This window comes from Variovorax sp. YR752 (assembly GCF_943372545.1).
On sequence record NZ_CALRZC010000352.1, the window covers coordinates 1 to 5,651 of the forward strand.

Genomic DNA, 5,651 nt, shown 5'->3' on the forward strand with positions numbered 1-5,651 from the left:
CCGGCTCGGCCGCGGCAAAGCTCAGCCAGGGCAGCGCGGCCCACAGCAGCGTGCCGGCGCCCATGCCGGCGAGGTAGCGCGGCACCCAGCGTGCCGGCGAAGGCCGCGGCAGCGCCGAACGCGAGCGCAGCACATGGACCCAGCGCAGCAGCGCCACGAGCAGCGCCAGCGCGATCCAGCCCTGGGTCTCGATCGGCCGGCCGAAGTGCCCGAGTGCCGCGGCGGCCGCCACGGCGAACGCGACGCCGGCGCCAAGCACCGTGGGCGCGGCACGCAGGGCGCCCGAGACGGCGCGCTCCTGCAAGGCCAGCGCCATCTCGTCGACCACGGGCGCCGTCTCCGCCAGCGCCGCAGGCACGGACGGCGGGCGCGACAGCAAGGCTGCCGCGTCGGCGCGTTCGCCGTCGGCGCGTGTGTCTGGAATGGCTGGCAGCGAGGTCAGCATCTGATTCTTCGGGCTGGCATCCGCGGGCAGCGAGCGTGTCGGTGATGAGGAAGTGACCTCTGCTGCGAGGCTATGTCACCCCGCGGTCTTCGGCACAAGCGGTGACAACTGAAGCCTGCCGGGCGTGACATCGGCACGCGGCGTCCGCCACGAAGCGGAGCCGTTGCAGGCAGGCGGGACTTTTCGCGTCATGTTCCGTTATGCTATTGCGACGCATTCGCATTCGTATCAACTGGGAAGGAAGACTCCGATGAGCCCGACGCCTGTCCACAAGTCCGCGCAGCTTCGACGCTCGCCCCTGCTGCTGGCCTTGCTGCTGGCGCTGCCTGCGGCCCCCGCCGCTGCGCAGAACCCCGGCGGGCCTCCCGCGGGTACGGCCGCGGGGCCGTTCTCGATCGCCGCCAAGCCGCTCGCCCAGGCCCTGGCCGACTGGGCCGCACAGTCGCGCCTGCAGTTCAGCGTGGCGCCGGAGCTGCTGGCCGGCAAGGTGTCGCCGGGCGTCTCCGGCAGCCTGGCGCCGATGCAGGCGCTGGACCGGCTGCTGACGGGCAGCGGCCTGGCCGCATTCGTGGAGGGCTCGACCGTCGTGATCCGGCCGGCCAGCGCCGAAGCCACGCTGCCGGCGATCCGGGCCACCGCCAAGGCGCTCACCCAGGACTCGTCGCTCGGCCATCTGGCCCGGCACAACACCAGCGGCGCGCTGGGCAACAAGGCGGTGCTGGACACGCCGTTCTCGGTCAGCGTCGTCGACAGCCAGGAGATGCTCGAGCGCGGCGCCCGGTCCATCGGCCAGATCTTCTTCAGGGATCCGTCGGTCTACACGCCGACGCCGTCGTCGTCGACCGACTGGTGGGGCACGCAGATCCGCGGCCTGGGCGTGCGCAACCACTACGTCGACGACATCCCGATGCTGCTGCACTGGGGTGGTGACTTCCCCACCGAGGTGGTCGAGAGCGTGGCGGCGCTCAAGGGACTGACCGGCTTCATGTACGGCTTCGGCGAACCCGGCGGTGCGCTGAGCTACCAGCTGAAGCGGCCGACGCCGACGCCCGAGACCTCGCTCGACATCGGCTACCGCAACCCGCGCCTGCTGTCGGTCCACCTGGACACCAGCCGTCGGCTCGGCGACGACACCGGCCTGCGCATCAACCTGGCCACCGAACAAGGCACGGCCTACAACGCTGCAGAGATCGACCGCAAGGTCGCATCGCTGGCGCTGGACAAACGCTTCGGCGCCTCGCTCGACTGGCGCTCGACGCTCGTCTTCGAGGACGGCCGGACCAAGGGCGAACCGTTCCAGTTCTACTTCAGCAGCTACGACGTCGCCGGCAGCGGCGGCCGCCTGCCGACACCCACCTACGACTACGACAAGGTCAACGTCGACAACGCCTACTACGACACCCGCACCGTGCTCGCCACCACCGGCGTGGCGTGGCGCATCGACGAGCGCTGGACGCTGCGCTACCAGGCCGGCCTCTCGCGCAAGGATCATCGTTCGAACAAGGCGTTCGCCAACCTGCTGAACGAAGCCGGCGACTACAGCGGCCAGATGTACAACTTCGCCGGGCAGCTCGACACGCTGTTCACCCAGGCCATGCTGCAAGCCACGCTGTCGGCCGCCGGCATGAAGCACGAGCTCGTCGGCGGGCTAGGCCTGCAGCGCAGCAAGGAGAAGTGGGGCAGCGACTGGTACTGGTCGAACGACTTCAACGGCAACATCAACGTCACCCAGCCGTTCCGGGTGACACGCACGCCGGACTTCTCGCTCGAGCCGGTCAGCGCCGACACCGCGCAGTGGTACGCCTTTGCCAGCGACACCGTGCACATCGGCGAGCACCTGCAGGCCATCGCCGGCCTGCGCTTCACCGACTACGACATGAAGGACATGGACGGCGACCCCGGCGTCGATTCGGGCTACCGCGTTCGCAAGGCCAGCCCCACCCTGGCGGTGATCTTCAAGCCCGACGCCGGGACCAGCGTCTATGCCAGCTACGTGGAAGGGCTCGAGCCCGGCACGCGGGTCGGCGCCGACTATGCGAACGTCGGCGAGCTGCTCGGCGCCACCGTCTCAAAGCAGCAGGAAGTGGGCATCAAGCACCAGTCGGGCGCGACCGACCTGAGCGCGGCCATCTTCCGCATCCAGCGTGCCAACCAGATGGACGATGTGCGCGACGGCCTGCGCTACCTCACCCAGGACGGCGAGCTGGTCTACGAAGGCGTCGAGTTGTCGGTGGCCCGGCAGCTCACGCGCAATCTCAACCTCGGCGTCGGCGCGATCTACCTCGACGCGGTGATCGCCAAGGTGTCCAGCGACAACGCGGCCGTCGAAGGCAACGCACCGTCGAACGCACCACGCTGGCAGATCGTCGGCAACACGCAGTACCGCGTGGCCGCTGTCGACGGGCTCAAGCTGCACGGCGACGTCCGCTACTTCGGCGCGACCTACGTCAGCGACGACAACCGCCTCGCCGTGCCGGCGCGCACCGTGGTCAATGCCGGCCTCAGCTACGACTTCAGGGCCAGGGACCGCGACTGGACGCTGTACGCCAACCTGAACAACGTCTTCAACCGGAAGTACTGGGCCAGCGGCGGCTGGTCGTCCGGCAACCTGGGCGAGGCGCGCAACCTGTCGCTGAACTTGCGGGCGCCGTTCTGACGCAGCGCCGGGCCGGCGAGGGCCGCGGCCCTCAGCGCCTGCGCATGCGCCGGCCCCAGGCCAGCGCATGCGGCGCGATCAGCAGCACGAAGGCCAGCGCCGACAGCGGCAGGCGCAGGTCACCGCGCACCGGCACCGGCCGTGCCAGCGCGGGGTCGCGCAAGGCCTGCGACAAGGCCTCGGCGCTGCGCAGCCGGTGGTAGGCCAGGCCGTTCTCGGCAGCAAGCAGGCGCAGGTAGGGTTCGCGCAGGCCGGACAGGTGCTCGCTGCCCGGCGTCGCACCGAGCCCGGCAGCCGCCGGCGCACTTCCCTCCTCGGTCATCGTCTCCTGGCCGACGCTGGCCCCGCGGCCCAGGCTACGCGGGTCGACCTGCGCCACCTCGTCGGCCGCCCAGAAGCCCAGCGGCCGGCCGATCGGGTCGAGCTTCGGAATCGGCGAGGGCCTGGCCTCACCGACACCGACGATCACGCCGGCCACCTCGCCCGGCTTGTCGTCGAAGCTCGGCCGGTGGCGCGCATTCAGCGGCGGCGACTCGTGGCCGTCGGTGACGAACACCAGCGAAGGCACCCGCGGCAGCGCCTTGGCCACGACGATGCCGCTGTGCAACCCCTTGGCGACCTCGCTGTTGCCCGACCAGGCCATGCGCCCGTCGATGCCGGCCAGCGAGGCGCGCAGTTCGGCCCGGTTGGCGCACACCTCGACCGGCGTGAACAGCAGGTAGCTGCGGTACTCGGTGAAGATCGCCCAGCCCAGCTTCGAGCCGCAGGGCAGTTCGCTCAGGGCATCGTGCAGCGCCCGCCTGGCGAAGGCCAGCCGCGCGGCCGGTTTGCCGTCGAGCTGCATGTCGGTCACGTTCATGCTCTGCGTGACGTCGATGACCACGACATGCTCGAACAGCGCACGCTTCCAGGGCAAGGTCGGCTGCAGGAAGCCGATGGCCAGCAGCAGCGCCGCCAGCGCGAGGGTCACGGTCTCCAGGCGAAGCCTCGGCAAGGGCATCAGGGCAGGCCCGGCGAGTAGCCGCGCATGGTGGTGGCGGCGCGCTCGGCGCTGCGCCGCGCGTCGGGCGGTTCCTCGTCGACCTCTTCGGGGTCGGGCACGAGGCGCTGCGCGCGCTCGAGGTTGTAGCGTGCCGGCCAGTCGTCGGCGTCGTGGCGCAGCACCTCGCGGTAGCCCTCCTTGGCCAGTTCGATCAGGGCGAGCGCCTGGCCGGGCTGGGCGCCGGCGCGCATCACGATGGCCTGGCGCATCAGCAGGTTGGCGCCGTTGTAGCGAGCGGCCTGGCCGATGGGCGTGTCGGCGTGCAGCGCGCCGTAGCGGTTCAGCGCCGCCTCGCCGGCGCCGCTGGCGGCCAGCGCCGCGGCGTGCGCGAAGCGCAGTTCGAGCGGCGCCTCGGGGTTCTCGGGCGGCAAGCTGCCACCGCTGATCTGGGCGTTGAGCGCCTCGTCACGCTGCAGCCGCCAGCCGTCGATCGCGGCCAGCACAGCCACGCCCGCCAGCGCGGCCCAGACGATCTTCAGCACCGTGCGGCGTTGGAGTGTGACTAGGCCCATCGGCGGATCTCCGTCAGGCGCACCGCCAGCAGCAGCAGCACCGCGGCCAGTGCCAGCGCATGCGCGTAGGGCGCCAGGTCGCGGCGCGGCACCAGTTCGTCGTAGGTGATCGGCAGCTTCTCCTGGCGATTGACGTCGTCGATGGCGCGCTGCAGCGCCCGCGAGTCGCTCGCTTCGTAGGCGCGGTACGGCGTCTCCAGCGAATTGAAGAAGCTGTTCAGCAGGATCTCGGGAATGCTCTCGGCGGCGGCGGCGGCGTCGGAGTCACCCTCGGCCAGCGTCAGCCCCGGGCTGTTGGCCGAGCGCAGGTAGAGCCAGTAGATCGACACGCGCTGCTTGCGCGCGAGCCTGGACAGGCGTTCGCGCGTGTCCGGGTCCATGCGGTCACCGCCGTCGGACACCAGCATGATGATGCGCGAGCCGTTGTAGGGCCGGCCTTCGAACATCTCGAGGCCGAGCTCGAGCGCGCGGCCGATGTTGGTCTCCGACAGGCCGCGGCCGATGTTGCCGGCGTCGATGGCGGCCTGGATCACCTCGCGCCTGGCGGTGAAGTCGAGCACGCGCATCGGCAGCGTGCTGAAGGCGATCAGCGCGAAGCGGTCGTCGGGCCGCTGCGCGGTGAACTCGGCGAGCAGCTGCCGCGCCACCTGGCCCTTGGGCTCGCGCAGCCGCGCCGGCGCCTGGCTGAAGTAGTACTCGAGCATCTCCGGGCTGTTGGCCGCGGCCTTGGGCGGCGCGCGGCCCGGTGCAAAGCCCTGGTCCATGCTGCGGCTGCGATCGAGCAGCAGCACGATCTCGGCGCCCTGCCCGACCCGCTCGACGTGGTACTCCGGCCGGTGCGGGCCAGCCAGCGCGAACAGCAGCGTGGCCAGCGCCAGTGAGGTGGCGCCGCGCAGCGCCCAGCCGATCGCCTGCGAGGCGTGGTCGCGGGGCGCCAGCGCCAGCCAGCCGTTGGACAGCGCGGCGCCCGCCGCTGCGAACAGCGGCAGCCCCGCC

Annotated in this window: 5 protein-coding genes; 1 reads left to right on the forward strand and 4 read right to left on the reverse strand. The window is 71.2% G+C overall.

Annotation, left to right across the window (positions count from 1 at the left end; genetic code table 11):
• A partial coding sequence (locus AAG801_RS39815; protein ID WP_341893397.1) for a hypothetical protein occupies window positions 1-445 on the reverse strand: 445 nt, incomplete at its 3' end.
• A 250-nt stretch (window positions 446-695) separates the two neighbouring features.
• Here AAG801_RS39815 and AAG801_RS39820 point away from each other — a divergent pair.
• Complete coding sequence (locus AAG801_RS39820; RefSeq protein WP_341893398.1) at window positions 696-3,101, forward strand: TonB-dependent receptor; 2,406 nt, start codon at window positions 696-698, stop codon at window positions 3,099-3,101.
• Window positions 3,102-3,132: 31 nt separating this feature from the next.
• On the opposite strand, the gene AAG801_RS39825 is transcribed toward AAG801_RS39820, so the two are convergent.
• From AAG801_RS39825 to AAG801_RS39835, 3 genes are all read right to left on the reverse strand, one after another.
• Window positions 3,133-4,101: an MxaL protein gene (locus tag AAG801_RS39825; protein ID WP_341893399.1), complete on the reverse strand. Its 969-nt coding sequence runs from the start codon at window positions 4,099-4,101 to the stop codon at window positions 3,133-3,135.
• Entirely contained in the window at window positions 4,101-4,655 is a 555-nt protein-coding gene (locus AAG801_RS39830; protein WP_341893400.1) for an MxaK protein, read from the reverse strand. Before AAG801_RS39830 ends, AAG801_RS39825 begins: the two co-directional genes overlap by 1 nt.
• Window positions 4,646-5,651, reverse strand: a 1,006-nt coding sequence (locus AAG801_RS39835) for a vWA domain-containing protein (RefSeq protein WP_341893401.1), incomplete at its 5' end; no start/stop codon positions are given. The genes AAG801_RS39835 and AAG801_RS39830, both read right to left, overlap by 10 nt.

What these genes read in the sequence shown, in the direction of transcription:
- AAG801_RS39820 (WP_341893398.1), top strand. Translation starts at nt 696, where the DNA reads ATGAGCCCGACGCCTGTCCACAAGTCCGCGCAGCTTCGACGCTCGCCC.
- AAG801_RS39825 (WP_341893399.1), bottom strand. Translation starts at nt 4,101, where the DNA reads ATGCCCTTGCCGAGGCTTCGCCTGGAGACCGTGACCCTCGCGCTGGCG.
- AAG801_RS39830 (WP_341893400.1), bottom strand. Translation starts at nt 4,655, where the DNA reads ATGGGCCTAGTCACACTCCAACGCCGCACGGTGCTGAAGATCGTCTGG.